At 34.2% G+C, this 26,478-nt stretch carries 26 protein-coding genes, 1 tRNA gene and 1 other RNA gene; 5 read left to right on the top strand and 23 right to left on the bottom strand.

The features are described 5' to 3' along the window. Nucleotides 1-102: 102 nt before the first annotated feature. The 12 genes from ssrA to MUA21_RS02570 form a co-directional block, all read right to left on the bottom strand. Nucleotides 103-462: a transfer-messenger RNA gene (gene ssrA, locus MUA21_RS02625) on the bottom strand. 99 nt (nt 463-561) lie between these two features. Continuing rightward, a complete protein-coding gene (smpB, locus tag MUA21_RS02620; RefSeq protein WP_046207457.1) occupies nt 562-1,026 on the bottom strand; it encodes an SsrA-binding protein SmpB in 465 nt (154 codons plus the stop codon). 22 nt (nt 1,027-1,048) lie between these two features. Next, entirely contained in the window at nt 1,049-3,421 is a 2,373-nt protein-coding gene (gene rnr / locus MUA21_RS02615; RefSeq protein WP_145395306.1) for a ribonuclease R, read from the bottom strand. A gap of 35 nt (nt 3,422-3,456) precedes the next feature. Continuing rightward, complete coding sequence (locus tag MUA21_RS02610; RefSeq protein ID WP_046207455.1) at nt 3,457-4,197, bottom strand: alpha/beta hydrolase; 741 nt, start codon at nt 4,195-4,197, stop codon at nt 3,457-3,459. 140 nt (nt 4,198-4,337) lie between these two features. After that, nucleotides 4,338-4,571 carry a preprotein translocase subunit SecG gene (secG, locus tag MUA21_RS02605; protein ID WP_019469442.1) on the bottom strand — a complete coding sequence of 78 codons (234 nt, stop codon included), beginning with the start codon at nt 4,569-4,571 and terminating at the stop codon, nt 4,338-4,340. A gap of 68 nt (nt 4,572-4,639) precedes the next feature. After that, nucleotides 4,640-5,101 (bottom strand): hypothetical protein, encoded by a 462-nt coding sequence (locus MUA21_RS02600; RefSeq protein WP_107525919.1) that lies wholly within the window; start codon nt 5,099-5,101, stop codon nt 4,640-4,642. A gap of 263 nt (nt 5,102-5,364) precedes the next feature. Beyond that, complete coding sequence (eno, locus tag MUA21_RS02595) at nt 5,365-6,669, bottom strand: surface-displayed alpha-enolase (RefSeq protein ID WP_262561757.1); 1,305 nt, start codon at nt 6,667-6,669, stop codon at nt 5,365-5,367. A 194-nt stretch (nt 6,670-6,863) separates the two neighbouring features. Further along, nucleotides 6,864-8,381 (bottom strand): 2,3-bisphosphoglycerate-independent phosphoglycerate mutase, encoded by a 1,518-nt coding sequence (gene gpmI, locus MUA21_RS02590; RefSeq protein ID WP_046207452.1) that lies wholly within the window; start codon nt 8,379-8,381, stop codon nt 6,864-6,866. Between the two features lies 1 nt (nt 8,382). Beyond that, complete coding sequence (tpiA, locus tag MUA21_RS02585) at nt 8,383-9,144, bottom strand: triose-phosphate isomerase (RefSeq protein WP_262561755.1); 762 nt, start codon at nt 9,142-9,144, stop codon at nt 8,383-8,385. Between the two features lie 64 nt (nt 9,145-9,208). After that, a complete protein-coding gene (locus MUA21_RS02580) occupies nt 9,209-10,399 on the bottom strand; it encodes a phosphoglycerate kinase (RefSeq protein WP_046207450.1) in 1,191 nt (396 codons plus the stop codon). 129 nt (nt 10,400-10,528) lie between these two features. After that, nucleotides 10,529-11,536, bottom strand: coding sequence for a type I glyceraldehyde-3-phosphate dehydrogenase (gene gap / locus MUA21_RS02575; RefSeq protein WP_019469448.1), 1,008 nt, complete (start codon nt 11,534-11,536; stop codon nt 10,529-10,531). Nucleotides 11,537-11,575: 39 nt separating this feature from the next. Then, complete coding sequence (locus tag MUA21_RS02570; RefSeq protein WP_438873805.1) at nt 11,576-12,550, bottom strand: sugar-binding transcriptional regulator; 975 nt, start codon at nt 12,548-12,550, stop codon at nt 11,576-11,578. 404 nt (nt 12,551-12,954) lie between these two features. Between MUA21_RS02570 and MUA21_RS02565 the strand changes: the two genes are divergently transcribed. After that, nucleotides 12,955-13,182, top strand: coding sequence for a hypothetical protein (locus tag MUA21_RS02565; protein ID WP_107525916.1), 228 nt, complete (start codon nt 12,955-12,957; stop codon nt 13,180-13,182). A gap of 145 nt (nt 13,183-13,327) precedes the next feature. Here the strand turns inward: MUA21_RS02565 and MUA21_RS02560 are convergent, their stop codons facing one another. Next, on the bottom strand, nt 13,328-13,975 hold the full coding sequence (locus MUA21_RS02560) for a DUF4887 domain-containing protein (RefSeq protein ID WP_262561751.1): 648 nt from the start codon (nt 13,973-13,975) through the stop codon (nt 13,328-13,330). A gap of 281 nt (nt 13,976-14,256) precedes the next feature. On the opposite strand from MUA21_RS02560, the gene MUA21_RS02555 reads away from it, so the two are divergent. The 3 genes from MUA21_RS02555 (at nt 14,257) to MUA21_RS02545 (ending at nt 15,923) form a co-directional block, all read left to right on the top strand. Then, entirely contained in the window at nt 14,257-14,445 is a 189-nt protein-coding gene (locus MUA21_RS02555; RefSeq protein WP_046207446.1) for a hypothetical protein, read from the top strand. A gap of 365 nt (nt 14,446-14,810) precedes the next feature. Beyond that, nucleotides 14,811-15,707, top strand: coding sequence for a TIGR01777 family oxidoreductase (locus MUA21_RS02550; RefSeq protein ID WP_107525915.1), 897 nt, complete (start codon nt 14,811-14,813; stop codon nt 15,705-15,707). An 18-nt stretch (nt 15,708-15,725) separates the two neighbouring features. Beyond that, entirely contained in the window at nt 15,726-15,923 is a 198-nt protein-coding gene (locus MUA21_RS02545; protein ID WP_107525914.1) for a hypothetical protein, read from the top strand. Nucleotides 15,924-16,064: 141 nt separating this feature from the next. Here the strand turns inward: MUA21_RS02545 and clpP are convergent, their stop codons facing one another. Then, nucleotides 16,065-16,649, bottom strand: coding sequence for an ATP-dependent Clp endopeptidase proteolytic subunit ClpP (gene clpP, locus MUA21_RS02540; protein ID WP_046207443.1), 585 nt, complete (start codon nt 16,647-16,649; stop codon nt 16,065-16,067). A 150-nt stretch (nt 16,650-16,799) separates the two neighbouring features. Here clpP and MUA21_RS02535 point away from each other — a divergent pair. Beyond that, a tRNA-Arg gene (locus MUA21_RS02535) sits at nt 16,800-16,871 on the top strand. 243 nt (nt 16,872-17,114) lie between these two features. Here the strand turns inward: MUA21_RS02535 and MUA21_RS02530 are convergent. The 9 genes from MUA21_RS02530 to hprK all read right to left on the bottom strand — a co-directional run bounded on the left by MUA21_RS02530 (nt 17,115) and on the right by hprK (nt 26,413). Next, nucleotides 17,115-17,960: a YitT family protein gene (locus MUA21_RS02530; protein WP_262561749.1), complete on the bottom strand. Its 846-nt coding sequence runs from the start codon at nt 17,958-17,960 to the stop codon at nt 17,115-17,117. Between the two features lie 343 nt (nt 17,961-18,303). After that, on the bottom strand, nt 18,304-19,248 hold the full coding sequence (gene whiA, locus MUA21_RS02525) for a DNA-binding protein WhiA (protein WP_262561748.1): 945 nt from the start codon (nt 19,246-19,248) through the stop codon (nt 18,304-18,306). 50 nt (nt 19,249-19,298) lie between these two features. Then, the gene (gene mgfK / locus MUA21_RS02520; RefSeq protein WP_262561747.1) at nt 19,299-20,285 is read right to left on the bottom strand and encodes a gluconeogenesis morphogenetic factor MgfK; all 987 of its coding nucleotides are present in this window, start codon (nt 20,283-20,285) and stop codon (nt 19,299-19,301) included. Next, nucleotides 20,272-21,198, bottom strand: a complete 927-nt coding sequence (gene rapZ, locus MUA21_RS02515) for an RNase adapter RapZ (protein WP_262561746.1) — start codon at nt 21,196-21,198, stop codon at nt 20,272-20,274. The genes mgfK and rapZ overlap by 14 nt, the downstream gene beginning before the upstream one ends. A 475-nt stretch (nt 21,199-21,673) precedes the next feature. Continuing rightward, nucleotides 21,674-22,618 (bottom strand): thioredoxin-disulfide reductase, encoded by a 945-nt coding sequence (gene trxB, locus MUA21_RS02510; protein WP_046207438.1) that lies wholly within the window; start codon nt 22,616-22,618, stop codon nt 21,674-21,676. 65 nt (nt 22,619-22,683) lie between these two features. Continuing rightward, entirely contained in the window at nt 22,684-24,132 is a 1,449-nt protein-coding gene (locus tag MUA21_RS02505) for a tetratricopeptide repeat protein (protein WP_046207437.1), read from the bottom strand. Between the two features lie 23 nt (nt 24,133-24,155). Continuing rightward, on the bottom strand, nt 24,156-24,632 hold the full coding sequence (locus MUA21_RS02500; protein WP_064209499.1) for an acyltransferase: 477 nt from the start codon (nt 24,630-24,632) through the stop codon (nt 24,156-24,158). Between the two features lie 9 nt (nt 24,633-24,641). Further along, nucleotides 24,642-25,478, bottom strand: coding sequence for a prolipoprotein diacylglyceryl transferase (gene lgt, locus MUA21_RS02495; protein ID WP_107525910.1), 837 nt, complete (start codon nt 25,476-25,478; stop codon nt 24,642-24,644). Next, the gene (gene hprK, locus MUA21_RS02490; protein ID WP_046207434.1) at nt 25,475-26,413 is read right to left on the bottom strand and encodes an HPr(Ser) kinase/phosphatase; all 939 of its coding nucleotides are present in this window, start codon (nt 26,411-26,413) and stop codon (nt 25,475-25,477) included. The genes lgt and hprK overlap by 4 nt, the downstream gene beginning before the upstream one ends. Between the last annotated feature and the right edge of the window lie 65 nt (nt 26,414-26,478).

The raw sequence follows: 26,478 nt of genomic DNA, 5'->3' as shown, positions 1-26,478 counted from the left end.
CTGATTTCGGGACAACCTTTTTTATATGCTTGGGGCAAAACTGGGGCAATATTGGGGCAACAAAAATAAAAACGCCTACAACTACATGGGTTGAAGGCTCAAATATGGAGACGGCGGGATTCGAACCCGCGTCCAGAGGTCCTGATACTAATCTTTCTACGTGTGTAGTCTATCAAGGTATTTCGCATAATGTTAGGTGATAGACAGCCGACATTATGCTAGTTCGATTAATCTCTTCTAGGCAGACTTCGAACGGCAGTGCCTAGCGTATCCTATTAAGGTTGAATCGCATTAACTGCACATAGGAAATGCAGTTAGGCGATGCAGAGTGCTATTAGGCAGCTACTGCGAAATTATTGTTTGATTTGTCAGTTAATTTTTAACTGTGTGTGTTGGTGCGGAGACAACCCTCCGACACGCTTAACTAGCTCGGGGACCCCTGTCGAATCCAAAAACGTCCCCTTAATAATATAATGTACTTTCTGTAGATTTAATCATCTATCTTTTTTAGAAAGCACATATTATATTACCAAAGATCGAAGTCTTTGGCAATATTTTCGCTTAATAACGCGCTTTAAGCGCTCTATCTACGTCACGTTTCATTGCTTTTTCTTTCAATGCCTGACGTTTATCATGTTTTTTCTTACCTCTTGCAACACCAAGTAAAACTTTGCATTGACCGTGTTTTAAATAGAGTTTTAAAGGAATGATGGAATAACCAATTTCTCTAGTACGTTCTCCTAATTTTGCTATTTCACGTTTGTGTAATAGTAATTTGCGTGAACGACGTGGGTCATGGTTAAATCGATTTCCTTCTTCATATGGGGCAATGTGCATATTATTTAAAAACATTTCGCCACGATTTACTTGCGCATAGCTATCTTTAAGGTTTGCACTGCCACGACGAATGGACTTAATTTCTGTCCCTTTCAACACAATGCCCGCTTCAATCGTATCTTCTATATTAAAATCATGTCTGGCCTTACGATTTTCAGCTAATGTTCCTGGTGATTTTTTCTTTGGCATTGAGTTTCACCTCTTTGTTGAATTATTTTTTCTTCTTACGAGCTTTATTTTTCACTTTTTTATCTTTGTAAAATGGCTTGTGTTTGGTGTTACCACTTGCTTGTTTGTTTTTATTGCGTTGGTTTTTACCTTTTCGTTGCTTCTTCTTGCCTTTTTTATCATTATTTGAGTTATCTAATGATTGACCGCGTGGCTTCGCTTGAATCGTCTTACCACGTGAAGGTCTTGGACTACGCTCTTTTTTCGGTAATGGCATACCGACAATTTGGAAATCAATCATACGCTCATCAACATCTACGTTAACAACTTTGATTTTAACTGGATCACCAATGCGGAAGACTTTAGCTTGGCGTTCTCCAATCATTGCCATTTGACGTTCATCGAAGTGATAATAATCGTCGGTCATCTCTGATACATGTACCATACCTTCGATTGTATTTGGCAATTCGATAAACATACCAAAATTAGCTACAGAGCTGATGATACCTTCATATTCTTCTCCGATATGTTGAACCATATATTCTGCTTTCTTCAATTCATCGGTGTCACGTTCTGCTTCGATCGCTCTACGTTCTCTTTGAGATGTATGATCAGCAATTTCTGGTAATGCTTCTTCCCATTTATTAAGTGTTTTACCATCCATTGTTTTATCAATAAGATATTTACGAATAAGTCTATGCACAATTAAATCTGGATATCTCCGAATCGGTGATGTGAAGTGTGTATAGTGTTCTGCTGACAGGCCGAAGTGACCTAGATTCACATCATCGTAACGTGCTTGTTGCATTGAACGTAACATCATAGTAGAAATGACCATTTGCTCTGGTTGGCCTTCTACTTCTTGTTGAATTTTTTGTAAAGTTGATGGATGCACTTCTTCACCAGTACCTTTAATCATTAAACCAAAGTTAGTAATAAAATCAAAAAATTGGCGTAAACGTTCTGATTTTGGTTGCTCGTGTACACGATATATGAATGGTACATTTAATCGATCGAAATGTTCTGCTATCGTTTCGTTGGCTGCTAACATAAACGATTCGATGAGACGTTCACCTTCACCGCGTTTTCTTAATTCTACGTCTGTTGGAATGCCTTCATCATTGACTAGTACTTTGGCTTCACTGATATCGAAGTCAATTTCACCACGGCGTTTACGCATGTTGATTAAACGTTCAGATAAGTCTTTAGCTAAATCAAGCATTGGTGTAACTTCGTTATATTGTTTGCGCGTATCTTCATTTTGATCTGTAATAATTTCATTCACTTCATCGTATGTCATACGATAATTTGAATGAATCACACTATCAAAGATTTCATGATTAACCACATGACCACGTTCATCTAATTCCATCTGGCAACTTAAAGTTAGCCTATCTACTTGTGGATTCAATGAACAAATACCGTTACTAAGTCGATGAGGTATCATTGGAATTACACGGTCAACTAAATATACACTTGTTGCACGGTCGTATGCTTCTTCATTTAGTGCTGATCCTTCCGTTACATAATAACTGACATCAGCGATACTCACTGTCAATTGTGTATGACCATTATCTAACTTCTTGACACTAATTGCGTCATCTAAGTCTTTAGCGTCTGCGCCATCAATTGTAATAGTTAGCTCATTTCTTAAATCACGACGTCCTTCGATTTCAGATGGTTTGATTTCATCTGGTACAGCTTCAGCTTCTTCTAATACCTTATCTGGAAATTCTATTTCAATACCATGTTGATAGATAATCGACAAAATGTCGACACCTGGATCATTTTTATGACCTAAAATTGCTGAAACTTGACCTTCTGGGTTATCGGTACCGTCCGCATATTTCGTGATTTGTACTAATACTTTATGCCCATCTATCGCACCTAAATTATGACCTTTAGGTATAAACACATCTTGCATAATGCGTTTATCATCTGGTAAGACAAATCCAAAATGTCGAGCTTCACTGTACGTGCCCACCACTTGGGTAACAGAGTGTTTTTCGATTGATTTTACTTCACCTTCCAGCTTACCTTTATGTTCACCTTTAGAGTTTTGTAATTCGACAAGTACAGTATCTCCATCCATTGCACGATTAATCTTTGTAGGTGGGATAAAGACATCATCCATCTCATCGTCTTCAGGACGTAAGAATGCAAAGCCTTTTTTATTTTGACTAAGCGTACCTTGTATTAATTTCGATTGTTTTGATTTTTTAGATTCCTTACGTTGGTATCTGTCTGTTTTCGTACGTTGAATTAATCCTGTTTGTTCTAATTCAACAAGTACCTTGATTAAGTCTCTAAATGAGTCGGCACTATTTAAACCTAATGCATCTTGAAAATCTGATACAGACATGGGTTCATAATCTGGTTGCTTAATAATTTCTTCTATGGATTGCTTTAAATTCATTATGCCCCTCCTTTCTATAATTAAATACTAAAAATTTATTTGGACCAATCTAATGATTCTAAGAATTGGTATATATCTTCAAAAACTTTTTCTTTTTCTTTATCAATTGTAATGACATGTCCTGAATTCGCATACCATTTAATTTCTTTATCATCAGACTCGCTGTCATTGTATATAATATTAGCAGAGTCGGTATTAATCATTTGATCTTGCTCACCTTGGATAACAAGTAGTGGATCCATTACCTCGTCTACTTGATTACGTATACTTTGAATCTGACCTTGTAGATCTTTTAACGTATCTGTTGGATGAAACGCATCCATTTCTTTTTCTATTGTCGCTTCATCTTTGCCTTCGTATTTTTTGAAATTACGCGCATACGTTAAGACACCATCAAACATTGCACCTTCAGTCTTAATATGCATAGGTGAACACATTGTTATAATACCCTTTACATCTCTATCTAAGCTTATTTTTAATGCATAACAACCACCCAGTGATAAGCCAGCAACCACAATTTCATCATATCCTTTATCAACAAGGAATTCGTATCCATCTATTGCATCTTTATACCATGCAAATGGACTAGATTGCAGTATCTCTTCTGGTGGTGCTGCATGACCATCATATTGTGGTGCATAAGAAGTGTAACCCTTTTTTTGTAAGAATCTACCTAACTGTCTTACATCTGAAGAATTCCCTGTAAAACCATGTAAAAGTAATACAGCACGATTACCTTCTTCAAAAAAGAATGGTTCTGGTAATCTAATTTGCATCGTGACTCAATCCCTTCATCCAAGCTATTAAAATAATTATGATATCAGTTGTACTCAAAATATATTCCCTACTTCGAATCATTTAAAAGTCGAATACTTCCATTATAAATAAAAAAGCCCGACTTTTACATTGTCGGACCTTATAAACCAAAATAACTTATGCCTAACATTAACAAGAAGAAAATGACAGACAATACAATTGTTAATCTATGCAAGAATAAATCAACGCCACGTTGTTTTTGTTTACCAAATAACTGTTCAGCGCCACCGCTTATCGCACCTGATAGTCCATTACTTTTACCTTCTTGGAGTAATACAACAGTCACTAATGCAATACAATCTAAAATTAAAATGATCATGAAAAATGTATGCATAAAAATTGTCCTCCATTCATTATATACGAACCGCATTATATCACACGTTTATCTTATTTAGCAAACTTCTATCTATTAAAAGTGCTTTTACGTTTAATTGAAACAACCAGCATATATATCGCTAAAATAAGTGACATGATCAATACAATTGTTAACGGTAAGATATTAATCATTGATTTTGTATCTAATATCGCTTCATAAACCGCATTGATATTAACTAAATTATATAAAATTTGTGAAGTGAATACTGCAAACATAAACCACCACAAATAAGTATGCCTATTCCAAATCGCAATAATCCCTGTTAAATTAGCAATCACATACATGATACCTGTAAATTGGAAACTGTTTTTTATCACACCAATTGCGTTTTCAGAAGGCTTTTGTCTACTATTTATTAACATTTGTTTTATTACACTATCGTCTAAAATAACGAATAAATGAATCGCATAAAGTATTGCTATAATTAGTGAAGTGTATGCAAGAAAATGACCTGTTTGAATTTCTTTTGTTTTAGGTTGTGCCTTCATAATCAGTCAATGCTCCTTCTATAATTTACACTATTAATTATATCAGTTTCACAAACAAAGATGAACAAATTAAACAATGTAAATCTTGTATTTCATTAATATGTATGTTTCTCTGACACAATTGGTCATCATAACTGAAATCGACAGGTATCGCAATAACCTAACTGCACCATACGCATAGCGTATGGTTTTTTTATCCAATAAAAAACACGTAAACCCTATGGGTTTACGTGTTAGCGCGTGAACTCATTTTTAGATAAACATTATTTATCTAAATTGTAGAATGATTTAATACCATCGAATTTGCCTGTTTCAAATAATTCATCTTCGATGCGTAATAATTGATTGTATTTAGCAATACGGTCAGTTCTTGATAATGAACCAGTTTTAATTTGACCTGCATTTGTAGCAACTGCGATATCAGCAATAGTTGTATCTTCTGTTTCACCAGAACGGTGTGATACTACTGCTGTATAACCAGCTTTTTGAGCCATTTCAATAGCATCAAATGTTTCAGTTAATGTACCAATTTGGTTAACTTTAATTAAGATTGAGTTACCGATACCTTTTTCGATACCTTCTGATAATTTAACAGTGTTTGTAACGAATAAATCGTCACCAACTAATTGAACACGATCACCGATACGGTCAGTTAATACTTTCCAACCGTCCCAGTCATTTTCATCCATACCATCTTCAATAGAAATAATTGGATATTTATTAACCAATTCTTCTAAATAGTCAACTTGTTGTTCTGCTGTAAGTTTTGAACCATTTTCGCCTTCGAATTTAGCATAGTTATAAACACCATCTTCGAAGAATTCTGATGAAGCACAGTCAAAACCTAAAAACACATCTTTACCAGGTTCTAAACCTACTGCTTTAATCGCTTCTAAGATTGTTTCAACAGCATCCTCTGTACCTTCAAATTTAGGAGCGAAACCACCTTCGTCACCTACTGCTGTTTCTAAACCACGGTTTTTAAGGATTGATTTTAAGTTGTGGAAAATTTCTGCTCCCCAACGTAATGATTCTTTAAATGTTTCTGCACCAACTGGTAAGATCATGAACTCTTGGAATGCGATTGGCGCATCAGAGTGAGAACCACCATTTACAATGTTCATCATTGGAACTGGTAATTGTTTACCATTGAAGCCACCTAAATATTTATAAAGTGGTTGGCCTAATAAATCAGCTGCTGCACGTGCTACTGCAATAGAAACACCAAGAATAGCATTTGCGCCTAATTTACCTTTATTTTCAGTTCCGTCTAATTGAATCATCATTTTATCAATTGAAACTTGTTCTAATACTGAAAATTCACCTTCAACTAATTCAGGTGCAATAATTTCATTTACATTTTCAACAGCTTTCGTTACACCTTTACCTAAATAACGTGATTTGTCTCTATCACGTAATTCAACTGCTTCGTGCTCACCAGTAGACGCACCTGATGGTACAAGTGTGCGACCAAATGCACCGCTTTCAGTTAATACTTCTACTTCCACTGTTGGGTTGCCGCGTGAGTCAAGGACTTCGCGAGCATAAACATCTGTAATAATTGGCATGTTTGTAATCTCCTTTATAAATAAGTAGTTTAGAAATATTAAATTTCATCTTTATTATAGCTATAAATACTATAAATACAAATAATTTAATTACTTCATTTTGATTATGCGTGCCATCAGTCATTTAAGCAAATCTTAAACAATGACACGCCCTTATATTTCTGGTCTTTGGACCATATTGTGTTTATATTATTTTAATGCTTGATAAGTGATTCACCAGTCATGTCTTCAGGTTGTTTTACTTGTAACAAATCTAATAGTGTAGGCGCTAAATCACCTAGTCGACCTGTTTCACGTAAAGTTTCACCCTCTTTAGTAACAATCACTGGTACAGGGTTAGTCGTATGTGTTGTCATTGGTTGCTCATCATCAGTGAGTACCATATCTGAGTTACCATGGTCAGCTGTAATGATGGCATGACCACCCATATCAATAATTTTATCTACGACTTCACCTAAACACTCATCAACTGCTTCAATCGCTTTGATTGTAGGTTCAAGCATACCACTATGCCCCACCATATCAGGATTGGCAAAGTTTAATAAGATTAAGTCTAAGTCACCTTTATTCAACTCTTCAATCAGTGCGTCTTTGACTTCATAAGCACTCATTTCTGGTTTAAGATCATAAGTTGCAACTTTAGGTGAGTCAATCAATCTACGACGTTCACCTTCGAATTCATCATTGCGACCACCACTCATAAAATAAGTGACATGCGGGAATTTTTCAGTTTCCGCTATACGTAACTGTTTCAAGCCATTATCTTGTGCAACTTCACCAATTGTATTTGTTAAGTCGACTTTTTCAAAAACAATTTTTGCATCTACATTATCATTATATTTTGTAAATGTAGCGTAAAATAAGTCATTAACTTGGTCTACTTTAAAGCCTTCAAACGCTTTATCTGTAAAGATTTCAGACAGTTGACCAGCTCTATCAGGACGGAAGTTATAGAAGATGACTGCATCTCCATCATTCACGCCATTATTTTGATCTTTAATGATAAATGGTTCGACAAATTCATCAGTTAAATCTTTAGCATAGTTTGCTTCAACACCAGCTTTAGCTGATTCAAATGTTTCTCCGCCAAAGTTACGAATTGCGTTATAAGCTTTTTCTTCTCTATCCCAGCGTTTATCACGATCCATTGCGTAATAACGACCTGAAACAGATGCGAATTGGCCAATGCCTAATTCTTTGAATTTAGCTTCTGTTTCTTCGATATATTTAAGTGCTGATTTTTGGTCAACATCACGTCCATCTAAGAACGCGTGTACATAAACGTTGTCAACGCCTTGCTTTTTGGCTAATTCTAATAAAGCAAATAGATGCTTGTAATGACTATGCACACCACCATCTGACAATAAACCAAAAATATGAAGTGCTGATTGATTGCCTTTTACGTGTTGAATCGCCTGGTTCAATACATCATTTTCAAAGAAATCGCCATCTTCAATAGATTTATTGATACGTGTTAAACTTTGATAAACAATGCGTCCAGCGCCAATATTCATGTGTCCAACTTCTGAATTACCCATTTGACCTTCAGGAAGTCCAACATCCAAGCCACTCGCTTCGATTTGTGTTGTTGGATATTGATTATAATAACGGTCAAAATTAGGTTTATTAGCTAGTTTCACAGCATTACCATGCTCACTTTCTCTATTTGCAAAACCATCTAAAATAATTAATGCAGTTGGTTGTTTAGCCATATTATTTTGCACCTTCTAACAATTGTACAAAATCATCCACTTTAAGTGATGCGCCACCTACTAATGCACCATCGATGTCTGATTCTGCCATGTATTCTTTTATGTTGTTAGGTTTAACACTACCGCCATATTGAATACGTGTTGCATCAGCAACTGATTGTCCTGATAAGTCTGCAATCATTTCTCTTACAAATGCACACATTTCATTGGCATCTTTTGCAGTTGATGATTTGCCAGTACCGATTGCCCAAATTGGTTCATAAGCAATGACAACTTGTTTCAATTGTGTTTCAGATAATCCTTCAACAGCTTTTTTCACTTGGTTGCCAACAACTTCATTAGCTTTGCCACTTTCGCGTTCTTCGTCTGTTTCACCAACACAAATAATGGGAGTCATACCATGATTGAATACGGCATGTGCTTTTTTGTTAATATCTTCATCTGTTTCATGGAAGATTTCACGACGCTCAGAGTGTCCAATAACAACGTATTTTACGCCTAAATCAGCTAATGCTACTGGTGATGTTTCACCTGTAAATGCACCATTATCTTCATAAAAAGCATTTTGTGCACCAATTTGTAAACCTTGTGCTTTACCTTCATTAACTGCTGTTACTAAGGCATCTAATTGAATTGTTGGAGCACAAATGACAGATTCTACCTCTTTAGTATCTGGTAATGCTGGTAATTCATTAATAAAATCTTTAGCCTCTTGAACTGTTTTGTTCATCTTCCAGTTACCCGCAATAATTGGTTTTCTCATTATATACACTCCTATTAGTAAATTATGATTAATTTTTAATCAAGTTTTGCTCGTAAATTAACGATTATTTATTAGCAATCGCAACGACACCTGGCAGTTCCTTACCTTCAAGATATTCTAATGAAGCACCGCCACCAGTTGAAATGTGACTAAAGTCATCAGCATATCCTAATGAAATCGCTGCTGCAGCTGAATCGCCACCACCGATAATTGTGTTTGCATCTTTCATTTCAGCAATTGCTTCACAAACCCCAATTGTACCTTTTGCGAAATTACTGAATTCAAATACACCCATAGGTCCATTCCAAACTACTGTATGAGCGCCTTGTAGTTTTTCTTTGAATAATTCTACAGTTTTCGGACCAACATCCATCGCTTCTTGGTCGGCAGGAATGTTATCGACGGAAACTTCTGTAATCTTTGCATCATTAGAAAATTCTTTTGCAACTTTACAGTCTACAGGTAATACAATTTGATCTCCTGCTTTTTCTAACAATTCTTTTGCAAAGTCTACTTTATCTTCTTCTAATAAAGATAAGCCGATTTCTTTACCTTGCGCTTTGAAGAATGTGTATGACATACCGCCACCAATAAGCACTTTATCTGCTATTTTCAATAAGTTAGTGATTACACCAATTTTATCTGAAACTTTAGCGCCACCAAGAATTGCAACTACAGGTTTATCTGGGTTTTCTACAACGCCGCCGATATATCTAATTTCTTTTTCCATTAGATAACCTGCTACAGTTTCTAAGTGAGCTGCAATACCTACGTTTGACGCATGTTTACGGTGTGCCGTTCCAAATGCATCATTTACAAATACATCACCTAAAGATGCCCAGTATTCACCTAATTCAGGGTCATTTTTAGACTCTTTTTTACCTTCTAAATCTTCAAAACGTGTATTTTCAACTAATAGCACATCACCTTCATTTAAATCTTTAATTGAGTGCTCTAATTGTGTTCCACGTGTTTCAGGAACAAATGCCACGTCTTTATTTAATTTTTCAGCTAATGCATTAGCTACAGGTTTTAAAGTTAATTCTGCTTTATCACTTTCTTCTTTAACTTTTCCTAAGTGAGAGAATAAAACGACTTTACCACCTTGCTCTATAATATATTTTATAGTTGGTAAAGCTTGAACGATACGGTTGTCGTCCGTAATTTCACCGTCTTTCATAGGTACGTTAAAATCTGCACGTACAAGTACAGTTTTACCTTTTAACTCGATATCAGATACAATTTTTTTTGTCATGTAATCTTCCTCCTTTAGATGGATGAATAAAGTAAAATAAGCGGAGAAGCGTTGAGCTCCCCGCTTACTCCTAAGCTTATTGATTCAATTTCACAACGCTATACTTGTTAAACTAAAGTGAGCATCAAATTATTTAGCGTGACTTGCTAAATATTCTAATGTGCGTACTAATTGTGAAGTGTATGACATTTCGTTATCATACCAAGCTGCTACTTTAACTAATTGACGATCTCCAACAGTCATAACACGTGTTTGAGTTGCATCAAATAGTGAACCGTAAGTCATTCCGATTACATCAGAAGAAACGATTTCATCTTCAGTATAACCGAATGATTCGTTAGATGCATTTTTCATTGCGTTATTTACGTCTTCGATACTTACATTTTTGTCTAAAACTACTGTTAATTCAGTTAATGAACCAGTTGCAACTGGTACACGTTGTGCTCCACCGTCTAATTTACCATCAATTTCAGGAATTACTAAGCCGATAGCTTTAGCAGCACCTGTTGAGTTAGGGATAATGTTTTCAGCAGCTGCACGTGCACGACGTTTGTCACCTTTTCTATGAGGCGCATCTTGTGTGCTTTGGTCACCAGTGTAAGCATGAATTGTAGTCATGAAACCTTCGATTAAACCAAATTCATCATTCAAGACTTTAGCAACTGGTGCTAATGAGTTAGTAGTACATGAAGCACCTGAAACAACGTCTTCTGAACCATCTAAAGTATCATGGTTAGTGTTGTAAACGATTGTTTTCAAGTCACCTTTAGCTGGTGCTGAAATCAATACTTTTTTAGCTCCTGCATTGATATGTGCTTCTGCTTTTTCTTTATCTGTAAATAAACCAGTACATTCTAATACTACATCGATATCTAAGTCTCCCCAAGGTAATTTGCTTGGATCTGGCTCAGAAAATGATTTAACTTCTAATCCGTTAACGCGGAAACCATTCTCTTCAACTTCAACTTCTCCTGTGAAGCGACCTTGTGTAGTGTCATATTTTAATAAATGAGCTAACATTTCATCATCTGTTAAGTCGTTTACTGCTACTACATCGATTCCTTCTACATCTTGAATTCTTCTGAATGCTAAACGACCAATTCTACCAAAACCATTAATTGCTACTTTAACTGCCATTATAATGGCCTCCTTTAAAATGATATTTAAAAAGTGGAATCACTTTTTATTACTATTATTCGCGATAATACTTGCCGCTCCTTCATCTGTGATTAACACAGTGTTTTGGGGTGCAATCGAAAGATAAGCTTTAATTGCCTCTCCTTTTGATTTACCCCCAGCAACGGCAAAGATAAACTTTTTCGATACAAGGTCTTCTAATTGAAGTCCGATCGTTTTTACTTTGTGAACGATCTGCCCTTGTTCATCGAAATAATATCCAAATGCTTCTCCCGAGGCATTGTGATGTTGAAGTTTTTCAATAACTTCACTAGGTGATTGACGTCTACGCGCCATCTTCAGCGCATCACCAATGCCGTGGATTGTAATATTTGCTTCTTTAATTTTTTCTAAAGTGTGTATCACTGAAGGCTCTAACATAAGTGTATTATACGTTGTTTCACTGACATTATCTGGTACATAAAGCGTTGTATAATCTCCATCTGTTTGCTGAGCCATACTGGCTGCAATCGTATTGGCTTGATATACAACATTTTCACCAAGCCCACCTCTTGCAGGTACAAAAAATACGTCGTAAGGTTGCCGATGCATAGCTTCACTTACGTATGCCATTGTTGAGCCACCAGTAACTGCTACAGTTGCATGATCGTATAAAACATCTTCAACTAGCTGTCCGGCTTGTTTAGATAATTCAATTTTAACCGTTTTATCAGTGTCTGAATCACCAGGAATGACATAAACATCTTTAATGCCATATTTTTCTTTGATAATTTGCGCAAGGTGATGATCATCTGAATAAACGTTAAAATAACTATTGAGTTGGCGTACTGTCGTTTCACCAGCTTCAGTGATTTCCATACCTGTAGGTTTAACTTTGATAAGTGCTTGTTTCTTTAAAACATCTGTTTCAGAACGCAACACTCTTTCAGTTAAATCCATATATTCACTTAAACTACGTCTACCGACGGGTTGATACTGAGCGATAGTAGTGAGTATTGAAAAACGACGATACATCTTTTCAACAATTTCTGGGACAAGCTTTTGTTGAATTTTTATCAAGTTCTTCACTACTAACCTCCTCCGTTTCTATATACAAGGGTCAAGTTCTAACCATAGATTGACTTTTTACGTCCCTACTGGGACAAAAAAATATAACCTCTTATATTTGCTATAATACTACTATACATTTAAAAAAGCAAGAGAAATACTTCGGTCTTAAATAAAGTGAAATTTATACTTTTATAGTTCTATTCTCTATAGAAATATTTTACCCATTTTCTTTTTTTATTAATCATTTTCCACATGACATTTTTTAATTATATGTTAAACCATCATCAACATGCGTTTCTTTGAAACAATCTCCAATTATGCTTAAAATAAATATAAATTTAATGAGTTATTTTTCAGGAGGAATATACATGTCTAACAATAAACACCCAGAAGTTATAGACCCAGAAGATAAAAGATACAAAGATGACGATTACTTTAAACAAACGAAAGAACATTCTCAAAAAAATCCATATCAATCATTTAATTACAACAAACACATTGGTTGTCATTTAGGTCCATTTGGTTGTTTAGGTGGCTGCTTATCAAGCATACTGCTTTTGTCATTCATTTCATATTTAGTGAGCTTATTATTTTAATCATTCTTTTCTTTGTTTCATATGATTCTTACTACGAATGATAATCTGCGTTTCATTCTAGTGCTTAATTCACATTAATATTTATAAAAAAACACGCACTGTATGTGACAGCGCGTGTTCTATAAATATAATTTTCTTTTTATATTTAATCTTCATCAGATGATTGCGAACTTTTTTCTGAGTTTGAATTATTATTTTGCGTTGAACGTTGTTGAGTATTTTGTTGCGTACTGCGTTGTTGTGTAGAAGGTTCATTCGTCTTCTCTTCTGTTGAAGGCTCAGATGTGCGCTCTTCAGTAGAAGGTTCACTCGTCTTTTCTTCTGTTGTTTTTTCTTCTGTTGAAGGTTCGCTTGTTTTTTCCTCTGTTGAGCGTTCTTCAGTAGTACGTTCTTCCTTCGTTTTTTCAGGTGAATCTTTTTCTTCCGTAGTTCTTCTTTCTTGTGTTCTAGGTTGCTGTGTCTGTTGGGTTTGTTGCGTCTGTTGTGTCTGAGGAACTTGTTGTGTTTGCTGTGTCTGTTGGGTTTGTTGTGTTTGGTTTGTTTCTTCAGTTGATTTTTCTTTTTTCTTGTCTTTTTGTTCCTTAGTTTTTTCTTTCTTTTTGTCTTTTTCTTCTTGTTTTTGGTCTGCCAAACGTTCATTGGCTTTATTTGAATGATCTACGAATGCAAAAATTGCAAAAACTAACCCACCTATAAGTAATAGGACAATCAATCCACTGATGAGTTTTGCGAAACCTCTCATTTTTTTATTATCTTTGTCATCAAAATTGTTATTTTGATTATGCTTAGGCATATGCTCCCCTCACTTCAATTTATATCAAATCATCATTTTCAAATGGCATTTAACTTCATGTTAGAACTATATTTTACACTATTTCATTGATTAAACAACCTTATTAACCACATTTTAATGTAGTTGTTACTTTGATTTCCAAACTATAGTAAAATAATCACATACAACACTTTTATTGTAGCTTCAACTTAATACTAATCTAATTTCGAATATTGTTTCAATACTTTTATTTAAATTATTCTTTTACTATCAATAATATCATAACAGGATGTGACTAGATTTTGAAAAAGTACGACTTATTTAATGAATCAAATCAATCACAACAAAAGCCTACCCATTTGCGTCATATGATGAGCGTAAATGATAATGATGAATCAAAAATCCCAATTAAAACGCGCTATAAACTTTTTATACTTGTGCTATTTTTGTTTTTAATCGCTTTTGGCATTATCGGCTTATTTATTTTATAATATGTAGTACTTCAATTACACTATTATAATGACATCAAAATAATTTCTGCCGATTCAATGATGTATATTAAGAATCATAAAAAATTAGGCCTACACGATAATCGTATAGGCCTCTACTAAAGGGAGTCAAAATTTTACCTTCGCTAGTATATTATGGGGTATACTCGAAATAATTAAGAGATGATTAATTAATATCGAAGGTACCTTTATTATAACGACATATGATTTTATTTTAAATACATCTTTGACATAGTAAATGACATATTTTTGAACAAAATTCGAATAAATTTTGTCATACTCTTTATGAGATTTACTTGCATTTAAAGCCTGAACGATTCCATACTACAATTCTATGAGGTGATACTATGAAACACTATCTAATTACAGGCGGTACTGGTCTAGTAGGTACTCAGCTAATCGAAGCAATACAACAAAGTGATTCCAAAATCACGATATTAACAAGACAAAACAATGCTACATCACATCCTAAAATCACATATGTTAACTGGTCAGAACCGAATTGGGAAAGCCAAATTTCAGATATTGATATCGTGATCAATTTAGCCGGTGCTAGCTTAAATAATCGCTGGACCTCCTCACATAAACAAAATATTATGTTAAGTCGATTACAATCTACTCAGGCACTATACGACCTTTTTAAAAACAGAAAGCAAAAGCCAGCTGTATTCTTTAACGCCAGCGCAGTAGGTTATTACAAACCTGATTTAACACGTACATATACTGAGCTGTATCAAACATTACCATTTGATTTTTTATCTGAAGTGGTATATCAGTGGGAACGTTTAGCACGTCAATTTGAATCATTAGGCACACGAGTAATTATTGGCAGATTTGGAATGGTACTATCAAATCAAGGTGGTGCATTACCGTTGATGAAATTACCTTATGATTTAAATGTCGGTGGTAAAATAGGTAGTGGTAGACAATGGTATTCTTGGATTCATATTGAAGATTTAACAAGAGCGATACTCTATACCATAAATAATGAAAAAGCACGCGGTGTATTTAATTTCACATCACCAATTGCAGAACATCAAAATATGTTTGGTTATACCATTGCAAGAGAAGTTCATCGCCCACACTATACATGGGTACCTTCATTTGCACTCAGACTTATCTTAGGTGAAATGTCGACAGTTGTACTTGATACTCAAAAAGTTTTACCTAATAAGTTGGAAGCACTAGATTTTGAATTCAAATACCCAAATCTGAAACTAGCACTAGAAAATTTAGTTCATTAAGAAAGGGACTATTTAAAAATGAAACAAGATAGTATTAGCCATATCTTATTATTCATTGCAGGTTTACTCCTCATCACCAATGGTATTTTGGCATTTGAAAAACCTGCTATTATGATCGTCATTTCTATGTCTTTAGTAATCATTGGATTATTGACGTTAGTCATTTCGATTATTTTAATTTATAAAAGCAAACAAAATCTCTTAAATAAACACTAATCATACTTTCAAAATATTATTAAAAAAACAAGCCACACATGTCAACCACATCGTATATGCATCATGCATTTTAGAAATGGTCGTACATTGTCGTGACTTGTTTTTTGTTACTTGTATGTCATTATTAGCTTACGCGATATATTATGATTCTGGCACCATAACATCATCGATTAAACCATATTCTTTAGCTTCTTCTGCTGATAAGAAGTTATCACGGTCAGTATCTTTTTCAATTTGTTCAATTGATTGACCTGTGCGCTCAGCTAAAATTTTATTTAATTTAGCACGTGTTTTCAGAATATGATTAGCGGCAATTTCAATTTCAGTTGCTTGACCTTGCGCACCACCAAGTGGTTGGTGAATCATTACTTCAGCATTTGGTAAAGCAAAGCGTTTACCTTTTGCTCCTGCTGCAAGTAAGAATGAACCCATAGATGCAGCCATACCAATACAAATCGTTTGCACATCTGGTTTAATGTGTTGAATTGTATCATAAATAGCAAATCCAGCAGTTACACTACCACCCGGTGAGTTAATGTAAAGATAGATATCTTTTTCAGCATCTTGTGCTTGTAAAAATAATAATTGTGATACGATAGAGTTGGCTACGTTGTCATCAATTTGTGAACCTAACATAATAATACGGTCTTTTAATAAACGTGAGTAAATATCATAAGCACGTTCCCCACGGTTTGTAGTTTCAATTACTGTAGGTATTAAATTCATTAATATTGCCTCCTTATTTCTAACTGATAAATTTATTTTAACCTAAAAGTCAAATATGGTCAAAAAATAACGCTTAGAATTTCATTAAACATTATAAATTATTGTTGACCAACACTTATAAGATTTGTACACTAATATTATTGTTATTTACCCCTCGTAGTGTAATGGATAACACATAAGATTCCGGTTCTTAGAATAGGGGTTCGATTCCCTTCGAGGGGATATTTTGGATAATCTTCCTTAAAACCATCAAACTGAACATTGAAGTTTTCGGGCTTTCATTGACATTTACTATCCGTTGATGAAAGTCTTTTTTTATTTTCACACCTTGAAAAATACCAAACCAGTAGATTTGAAACTCGCTGTTATTCAAAACGCTTAAATTTCAACATTTATGCGTTTAAGATTTTGTGAAAATGATTTTATATTTATTTATCAATATTTAATAACTTAAGCATAACACTATTACTTTACATTGATAAACGTGCTGCCTAAGACATCTCGCACATCATGAATAACTAAAAAGGCATTTTCATCTACTTCATTGACTAATTTTTTCACTCTTGTCACCTGAGATTGCGGCACAGCAACATATAATATCGTTGTTTCCGTTTTTGCATAACCACCTTTTCCATTTAATAAAGTTGAGCCCCGACCAGTAAAGGAATTAATTTTGTCACTGATGATTTCATTCTTATTAGATATGATTGTAACGCCTTTTTTAGGATTAAAGCCTTCAATTATAAATGAAGTCGCTCTTTCGGTAATGAATAGCATAATAATCGTAAACAAGACACTCTTTAATGGTAACACCATCAAGAATGATAAGACGACAATGCCATCTAGAATAAAAATACCTTGAGATGTCTTCATTTCTGAGTATTTACTTATAATTTTAGCAATTACAGATGTGCCTCCAAGGGTACTCCCTGTAGAAATTACAAGTCCAGCACCTATTCCTATAATTGCACCACCAAATACAGAATTTATAACAAAATCATCTATCCCTAAATTAATATTTTCAGTTACTCGTAAAAAGAATGAGAGTGCCGTGTTTGAAATAACGGTATAAACAGCGATTGTTTTACTTAAATACTTCCAGCCGATAAAAACGACTATGGTATTAATAATCAAAGAAGACCAAGCTGGAGAAAATCCCAAAGTGTATTTTAAGGCTAGCGCAATACCCACCGTACCGCCATCACCCAAATTTGATCCAAGTAAAAAGCAATTTACACCTATAGCGTTGATAAACGTTCCAATTAAACATAAGATGATACTTTTATAATGATTTTTTATTAATGCTGTCATTGATTCACTCCCATTCTATTTCATTTAAATTTTAATCATGTCATAGACTATCTGCCATGACCTGTACTAAATATGATACTTAGCTGTACCTAACCTTAGACTGCAATAGCATACGCTTAATCGTCATAATCTATTTGGTGTCAACAAAGTAAATTGATGCTTCAGAAAATACAACTCCGTTTGAAACATATTAAAAAAAGACACCTCATATGAGGCGTCATATATAAATCTAATTAGCATATTATAATATCAAAAAGCAGTTTTTTTCAATAACATTTTAATATATTTTTAAAATTAGTTTTAACATTGGTAATAAGCACCATTTTCTTTTACAGACAAATGATTAAAGTTCAATTGTTTCACCACTCCGAATTTTATCAGCCATTTGGTTTAATTTTCTTAAACGATGATTGACACCGGATTTAGAAATTGTACCTGTAGACATCATTTCGCTTAATTCTTTCAGAGAAATTTCTTGATGCTCTATGCGTAACTTCGCTATTTCCCGTAATCGATCAGGAAGATTATCTAAACCAATTTCTTGGTCGATTAGTTGAATGCTTTCGACCTGCTTCATCGCTGCACTAACGGTTTTATTTAAATTCGCCGTTTCACAATTGACCAATCGATTTACGGAATTTCTCATATCTCTAACAATACGCACATCTTCAAATTTAAGTAATGCCTGATAGCCACCGATTAAACTCAAGAAATCAGAAATTTTTTCAGCTTCTTTTAAATAAGCAATGCTTCCTTTTTTTCGTTCTAGATGTTTAGCATTGAGTTCATATTCATTCATTAAATTCGTAATACCTTCGGAATGGTCTTCATACAATGAAAATATTTCTAAATGATAAGAAGATGTTTCTGGATTATTCACTGATCCACCCGCAAGAAAAGCACCTCGTAGATAACTTCTTTTCATTTCATCTTCACGAATCATCGCTTCATCTATTTCATGCGTAAAGACACCATTTTTCAATATACCTAATTCATCTAAAATTTCTTTAGCACGTGCTTTAATTCTACAAATATAAATATTGTTCTTTTTTAATTTCATTTTTTTTCTTACAAGTAGCTCTATTTCAACATTAAACACTTTTTTTATTAAGGAATATATCCGTCTTGCTGTCGTAGCATTTTCAGTTTGAACATTAATCACAAATTGTTGATTGGAAAGACTGAGTGCACCATTCATCCGTATAAGCGCACTGAGCTCTGCTTTTGCATTTGTTTCATCTACTTCTATTCTAGTCAGTTCATTTTTCATTTCTGATGCAAAGCTCATACATCTTCAGCCCCTTCTTATCTAAGTTTAATACTTAGTTTTTTACGATTTTATTTATCTCGTTTAAATTCAATCGTTTCTGTCTCTCTCATAGCGATCTCGTAAATCATTTTAGACAAGACCTCTGTATTGTGTCGAACATAATTTTCTTGTGATACTTCCACCAAGTTTTCGTGCGTAAAAACTTTGATGTTTTGTGCTTCCATATCACTCATATTGCATTTAACTGGAACTGCCCCATCTTCTTTATAACGTTGTAAGACATCAATGTTAAAAGTTTGGGTACTACATATAGCATAGTTTATACATTGACGACCCATGTGATTATGTATTGCTTCGACATGATCTAAGGCAGTGTAATGATTCGTCTCACCAGGTTGTGTCATAACATTTGATACATATAGCTTAGGCGCATCACAATTTAATAACGAATCCGCAATACCTTTAACGCATAAATTTGAGATTACACTTGTATATAACGAACCTGGTCCTAAAACGATTAAGTCTGCATCCTCTATCGCTTCAACCGCTTCTTCCATAGGTTCTACATTTTCTGGTTCTAAAAATACACGTTCGATTTTTTTATTTTTTTTAGGAATTTTTGATTCACCATAAACAATTTCGCCATCTTCCATCACTGCATTTAAGCGTACACTAGAATTTGTAGATGGTATCACACGACCTCTTATATTTAAAATTTTACTTAATTCTTTTACTGCATGGCCAAAATCATCATTCATATTCGTTAATGCAGCTATCAATAAGTTGCCTAAAGAATGACCTTCAACTTGATTTTCTTTAAAACGATATTGAAACAATCTTTCAATTGTTGATTCAGAATCACTGAGTGCTGAAATTACATTTCGTATGTCACCTGGTGCAGGAATATCCATTTCATTTCTGATTTTCCCCGTACTACCTCCATCATCAGCAACTGTGACAATCGTCGTAATATCTATCGGGAAGTCTTTTAAACCACGTGCTAAAACAGATAAACCTGTACCACCGCCAATAAGTACAAGTTTAATTCTTTTCATTTTTTCGTTTCACGCCACTTTCAATTTGAGCATCTCTATGATGCACATATACATTATAGTCAAAATTTTCATTAAGCTCTGCACCAATACGTTTTGCTAAAGCTACAGAACGATGCTGGCCTCCAGTACAACCAATCGCTATCACAAGTTGTGATTTACCTTCTTTTTTATAACCTGGAATCATAAATTTTAATAAATCCATTAATTTCTCATAAAAAATATTTGTTGCTTTCCATTTCATAACGTAATTATATACTGCTTCGTCTTCACCAGTTAATGGTCTGAGTTCATCTACATAATGCGGATTTGGTAAAAATCTCACATCAAACACTAAATCTGCATCCATTTGAATACCATGTTTAAACCCAAAACTTGTTACATTGATATTAAATGTTTGATAATTACTTTGATTAAAGTAATCTCCAATGCGCTTACGAAGCTCTTTAGGTTTCATAAATGATGTATCAATCGTATAATTTGCTAAACTTTGAATTTCAGCGAGTAAGCTGCGTTCTTCTTCAATTGCTTCAATTAATGAGCGCTGGCCTTGTTCGTTTAATGGATGTGCACGTCGCGTCTCTTTATAACGCGAAATCAACTTTTCGTTGGATGCTTCTAGGAACATCATATCAACGATAATGTCTGAGTTGCTTTTGATTTGATCGATTTCTTTAATCAATGATTTGAAAAGTTCTTTCCCTCTTAAATCAATGGCAATGGCAACCTTTTGCAACGAAGGATTTCCTTGACCCATTAATTCTACAAACTTCGGCAATAGTATTGGAGGTAAATTATCTACACAAAAATAACCGATATCTTCTAAACTTTGAATTACAACCGACTTACCTGTGCCAGACAAACCAGTCACAACTAATAATTCACTTTTAGTCACTTCTTTTTCTTCTCGTTGCATTACTTTACACCATCCAAAGATTATTTTTTATATTCCATTTATAGTATTGGAATTTTTTATCCATATACGCAATCGTTTTAACTTAGTCAGTTTATGACCACTATGCTATCACATTATATTTTACATGAAAAACGACTTTGGTAGTAGTTTTATCACTTAATTCACCTTAACTGCTATTGCAGACTGACTTAAAAGTAACAAAGTTGTTGCCAAAAATGTTAAAGGACCTTTATCTCCTTTTCGATTCACATCATTTATGAAAACAGCATCCCTTTACGACGTTTTAAAAATCATCACGCATACATCTGCATAATAAAACTAAAACGCACAACTAGCGAATACTTTAACCCTAAAATGCGATTATGTAAAAAAGCTAGAATGCTCAACCTACATGATTCGTGTAAGGTTGGTACATTCTAGCTCTGTCTGAATCTCGTTATTATTTAATTAATTACAGTAAATAACGCGTTTATGCCTATGCTTCTATAACATCTTTTAATTCTTCAATATATGAAATTGCACTTTGTGCTGCAATACTGCCATCGCCTGTTGCAGTTACGATTTGACGTAGACCTTTTGCACGTACGTCACCAGCAGCATATACGCCTGGTATTTTCGTACTCATATCTTCATTAGTAACAATATAACCTACTTCATTTGTAATGCCTAAATTTTCAAATGGTGCTGTTAGTGGTTTCATACCAATGTATACGAAAACACCATCAGCATCTAATGTTTGTTCAGCACCATCTTTAGTAGATTCTAAAGTAACTGAACCAACTTTGCCGTCTTTTTCATTGATTGTTTTTAGAGTATGGCTCCAAATAAAATCGATTTTATCGTTTTTAAATGCACGATCTTGTAAGATTTTTTGCGCACGTAGTTCATCTCTACGGTGTACGATTGTTACACTATCAGCAAATTTTGTAAGGAATGTACCTTCCTCAACTGCTGAATCTCCACCACCGATGACAAATAATTTTTTGTTTTTGAAGAATGCACCATCACATACTGCACAATAACTTACACCGCGACCGCCTAATTCTTGTTCACCTGGCACACCAATTTTTTTATATTCAGCACCAGTAGATATAATCACAGCTCGTGCAGTAATTTCACTGTTCCCAAGATTTATAACTTTGTATTGACCTTTGTCTTCTATTGATTTGATATCACCATATTGATATTTTGCACCAAATTTTTTAGCATGTTCAAACATTTTAGTTGATAAATCTGGCCCTGTTATCATTTCAAAACCCGGGAAATTTTCAACTTCTTCTGTATTTGCCATTTGTCCACCTGGCATACCACGTTCAATCATTACAGTACTTAAGTTTGCACGCGATGCATATACGGCTGCAGTCATACCAGCTGGTCCTGCGCCTACAATTGCAACATCAAAATCCACTTGTTCAGCCATTTAAATTGCCTCCTGTTTATTAATTCATTATACGCATTATATACGATTTCTTGCATTTCATAAAATTATATGCTTACCAAATAATCTATCGTTTTATTCAAACGATAAGCTGTTATATCAAACCATTCCAATACTTGTTGCTTCGTAATCTTAGCATCCATACTACGATAATACATATAAACAAAAGCTGCCACATAATCATCTACATATGTTAAATCTGCTTGTTCTGCTATAATTGCCTCTGCTTTATCAATCCATACAATAAATAATTCTGCGTTATTTTTCAAATATTCAATATTATACAACATTAACATGCCTCTATGAATGAAATCTAACTTATTTAACTGTAAACCTTGAATAAGATAAGTTAAATATAGTTTTTCATAATCATTCATATCTTCTAAGACAGCCCATATATCTTGTGTGAGTAGTACTTCACGACCCTTTAATTGATTTAACAAGAAAATCCCGTATAACCTATGATGACTATCATCACTTAATAATAGTGGTAACACTTGCTCGTTAAAGTACGACTTGCTTTGTTCAATGACCCAAGGTGCATAACCTACATCTACCTTAGATATTTCTTGTAACTTGGACCAAAAAAATTTGCTATCTTCAATATGATTGAGATGATAATGATTATGGCTCAACGCATTATACATTTGTATAGAAAGAAATTTCCCTTTTCTATAAAGAGGTTGTAACAATTTTTGGGAAGCTTCATATTGTTTTAAATAACATAGAACAATACCTAATTTGAATGATTCATCATCATTCATAGGTACAACTTTACTTAAAATATTTAAATACCGTTGATACTTTTCTTGTTCATTAGTGTTATACAATAATAATGTGTAATGGCAAAGCGCATGTACATCAGTATTGTCCTCATTAAGCAAACGTTCAAACATTACTTTAGCAGTATCATATTCATTGAGATAAAGGTAACACATAGCTAATAAATTTCTAACCACTCGATGATCTTGAATCGCTTCATTTTGATTCAAAATAAAATTTCTTGCTTCAGGTAGTCTACCTTGTGAGAATAAATATTGAAAAATGAGTTGAACAGCAAATAATTGACATTCAATCTCTATCTTTTCTTCTGAGTTATAAGTAACTTCAAACATTTCTTCTAGCTCTTCTTGGTAATCATCATCTTCTGCTAAAATGACGTAATTCATTCCAAATAAAAAGGCTTTATTTGCTTCATTTAGTGTAATATTCAGTTGACTGAGTTGATAGTAACTATCCATGACTGATTCTTGCTTTGCAATCATTTCATAAAAAATATGTTCTGCTCTATTGTTATAACCAAGATGTGCGAGACACTCTGATAATTTTACTTTAATTTCAAAAACATCAAATTCCTGGGGTGACATTTCAAGCACTTTTTCATAGTATTCTGCTGCCTTTTTATAATCTTGTTGTTGATATTTTTGGTCCGCTAATTTCCTATAAAAAGGACTGTCAAGCTTCATTGAAATAATTTTATTGTTGTTTTGCGCCATCCATGTTCACCTCCTGTATTTAGTCATTGTTTCAGTTGCATTGGATTTCCGTACGCCAATGTGTGATTTGGGATATCTCTAGATACTACAGTACCAGCACCAACTTTCACATAATCCCCAATTTTTACACCAGGCAAAATGGTTACATTGGCTCCGATTAACGTATGATTTCCAATATCAACATGCCCTGTTCGAAATTCATCTACTAAAAATTCATGCGTCAAAATAGTTGTATTATAACCTATGACACAGTTTTCACCAATCGTGATATATTCAGGATGCAATAAATCAGGTACGACTTTAAATGCAAATGCACTATGTCTACCTATATTCATATTTAATAAATTGCGATACATCCAATGCTTTAATTTCACATTAGGTAAGTAGCGACAAACTTCAACAATCACTGTTTGCTTAAACATTTTGACGCGGCTTATATAACGATACATATGCCACAACGGATTTTCACCGTCAACTTTTAACTTTTTTAAGTCACGCATTATATTCTATCACTTCACCTTTTGCTTTGACCATGTTAAAGGGCCAACATCTTTATATCGTGGTGCATTATATTTCACTCTTCTAACTATCATAAGGACAATTCCAGCAACTATAAGCACGACAGACATCAGTTGAGCAACACGTATGTCTCCAGTGAGCATTAAACTATCTGTGCGCAAACCTTCTACAAAGAATCTACCTATAGAATACCAGATAAGATATAGTGCGAAAGTATCACCTATACGTAAGTGTTTTCTTAATGAAATTAATATAACAAAACCTAGAATATCCCATATAGATTCGTATAAAAACGTCGGTTGGTAGTATTGGCCATCAATATACATATTGTCAATAATAAAGTCCGGTATATGGATATTTTCTAAAAATGATTTAGACACAGGACCTCCATGGGCTTCATGATTCATAAAGTTACCCCATCTACCAATACCTTGTCCTAAAATCAAACTTGGCGCAATCACATCACCAATTTGAAATGGATTGATATTTTTTTGTTTACACACGAAAATACCTGTGATAAAACCACCAATTAGACCACCGTGGATAGCGATACCACCATACCAAATCATTGGTATTTCTATTGGATGTTGTGCATAGTATGGCCATTGAAAAATAACAAAATAGATTCTGGCTGCGATAAAACCAAAAATCGCACTCCAAAAGATGATATCAATCAATATATCTTTATCAAAACCTATGCGTTTAACACTTTCTTGAGCGATAAAATATCCTAATAGTATACCTGCGGCGATGATAATGCCATACCAATGAACCGAAATAGGACCAAGCTCAAATGCGATTGGATCAATATAATTCAATAACATCATTGATTCTCCTTATTGTTGCTACCGTTACGCATAATTTCAGCATTTAAGCGTTCATTGAATTCTTCAGCAGTGTTAATGCCCATAATATTAAGTCTGTAGTTCATGGCTGCAACTTCAATAATCACTGCTACGTTACGACCTGGTCTAACCGGTATCGTCTTTTTAGTAATCTCAGTATCTAAGATGCGCAATGTTTCCTCATTCAAGCCAACACGGTCATACAATTTATCTTTATGCCAATTTTCCAAATGAATATTTAAACGTAAACGCTTTTCAGTCAAAATGGAACCTGCACCAAACAGTGTCATGACATTAATAATACCTAAACCTCTAATTTCTAATAAATGCTCTATTAATTTAGGTGGCCTACCAATCAATTCATCTTTACTTATTTCTCTAATTTCTACGTTGTCATCCGCGACAAGTCTGTGACCACGCTTGATTAATTCAAGTGCTGTTTCACTTTTACCAATGCCTGAGTCTCCTGTTATAAGCACACCGACACCATACACATCTACCAACACACCGTGCAATGAAGTTGTTCTTGCCAGCTCATGTTCTAAGAAAGTCGTTAAACGACTCATTAATTGCGTTGTTGCAACTGTTGATGTGATAAGCGGTGTATCAAACTCTTTAGCTGATGCTACAAGCTCTTCTGGCGGTTCTAAATCTCTTGTCACAATAATTGCTGGTGTTTCTGGCCGGCATAATTTTTTCATGCGTCCTTTGCGCTCTTCATCAGGTAGTAGGTTGTAAAATGACAACTCTGTTGTCCCTAACAACTGAATTCGGTCGGATGCATAGTGAGAAAAATATCCAGCCATTTCTAATCCTGGTCTTGATATATCTGTGTTTTTTATTTGTTTATTTAAGCCTGACTCTCCAGCTATAAGCTCAAGGTTAAAGCGTTCAATTAAACTCTTTGTTGTTAACATAGATTCACCTCTATTAATATTTCTCCTGAAATTACATATGTCATTATCATATCAAAAAGGACTGA

This window comes from Staphylococcus ureilyticus (genome assembly GCF_025558845.1).
GTDB classification, from domain to species: Bacteria; Bacillota; Bacilli; order Staphylococcales; family Staphylococcaceae; genus Staphylococcus; species Staphylococcus ureilyticus.
Note: the sequence above shows the minus strand (reverse complement) of the source record. Positions and strands in the feature narration are given on the sequence as shown.